General features: G+C 67.3%; 2 protein-coding genes. Both read left to right on the top strand.

Translation table 11 applies throughout. The features are described from left to right. Positions 1-243, top strand: a 243-nt coding sequence (locus LQV45_RS31100; RefSeq protein ID WP_230011175.1) for a nuclear transport factor 2 family protein, incomplete at its 5' end; no start/stop codon positions are given. Positions 244-429: 186 nt separating this feature from the next. Continuing rightward, positions 430-1,401: a dienelactone hydrolase family protein gene (locus LQV45_RS31095; RefSeq protein ID WP_230011173.1), complete on the top strand. Its 972-nt coding sequence runs from the start codon at positions 430-432 to the stop codon at positions 1,399-1,401. Positions 1,402-1,598: the final 197 nt, after the last annotated feature.

Genomic DNA, 1,598 nt, shown 5'->3' with positions numbered 1-1,598 from the left:
GAAGTGCTCCGCTCCGTGGACGACGGTAATACCACGTGGAGCGAATGGACCTGGGCCGGCACCGGGACTGATGGGCGGCCCTTCGACATGCGCGGGGTGACGATCTTCGAGATCGAGGACGGCCTCATTACGAGCGGAAGACTCTACATGCAAGAGATTGAACGAGGGGATGAGGGCATCGCAGAGGCAGTCCAGACGCTGTCGGGGCGCCGGCCTGCCCGGCCCTCGGAACCCGAGGACTGAAATGGCTGGCCTCAGGCGGCTGGGAGAAGGCTGCGCGCGCGTTTGACCGTTGTGGCCTGGTGCCGGGGCTGCGTCGAGGCGTCGTCGTCGTTGTTGGGAAGTGGCGCCGTCGGGCCGGCCTGTGCAGGACCCTTGCCGGACATCTGACTTCGGAGGAGGATGATCGGCACACTGAGGAGGCCCGCCATGACCCAGCTTGGCAAGTTTGAGAAGTACCTGATTGAGGAATTCTTCGACGACTACCGCTCGGGCGCCATGAGCCAGCATACGTTCACGCGCCGGGTGGCGTTCATCACCGGCAGCATGGCGGCGGCCTCGGCAGCGATGCTCCTGGTGGGCTGCACGCCCGAGGAGGTTCCCCGCAGTACCGATCCCATGCCGACGCCGACGTCGTCCGCGCCGGGGTCCGGCACAGCGTCCGCGGGCGCGGTGCCGGGGGCCAAAAGCCCGTTATCGGTCCCGGAGGGCGCGGCCGGACTGACGACGGCGACCGTGCAATTCGCATCGGGCGGCACCGACATTAGTGGCTATCTCGCACGGCCCGACCACGGGGCCGCCGGACCGGCCGTGCTGGTCTGCCACGAGAACCGCGGGCTGACACCGCATATCCAGGATGTGGCGCGCCGCTTCGCCAAAGCCGGATACGCGGCTCTGGCCCTGGACCTGCTGAGCAGGGAAGGCGGTACCGCTGGCATGGACCCGGATGCTGTCCCGGGAGCACTGACCCAGGCCGGGGCGCAGCGTCACGTTTCAGACTTCACGGCCGGCTTTGACTACCTGAACGCCCAGGACTTCGTTGATCACGGGCGGATCGCCATGAACGGCTTCTGCTTCGGTGGCGGCATCACGTGGCAGTCGGCGACGGCGATCCCGGGCCTGTTGGCGACCTCGGCGTTCTACGGACCCGCGCCTGACCTGGACAAGGTCCCGGCCATCAAGGCGGCCGTCTTCGGCGTCTACGCCGAACTGGACCAGCGGATCACCGGCGCCATGCCGGCGCTCCGGGATGCTCTGGCCAAAACCGGTGTCCGGAACGAGCTCAACATCTATCCCGGCGTGGACCACGCATTCCACAATGACACCGGGCCGCGCTACAACCAGGAGCAGGCCACGGCCGCATGGAACGACACGCTCGCCTGGTTTGGCAAGTATGTGTGAAGGCAAGTTTGTCTGAAGCATGGCCCGGACATGTCCCGACCGGATGGAGACGCGATGTTCGCAAACCGCAGGACCGCGGCGTTGAGCGCTGCAGGCGCCTTGGCCCTTGCCGGGTGTGGTGCCGTACCAGTGTCCAGGGAACGGGCGCCGGCGATAGACCGTGCGGCCGCCGTCTCCGACGGGACGCAGGCCGCCGT

The sequence above is a fragment of the Microbacterium sp. Bi128 genome, assembly GCF_918698205.1.
This window is presented reverse-complemented; position numbering and strand designations above follow the sequence as displayed.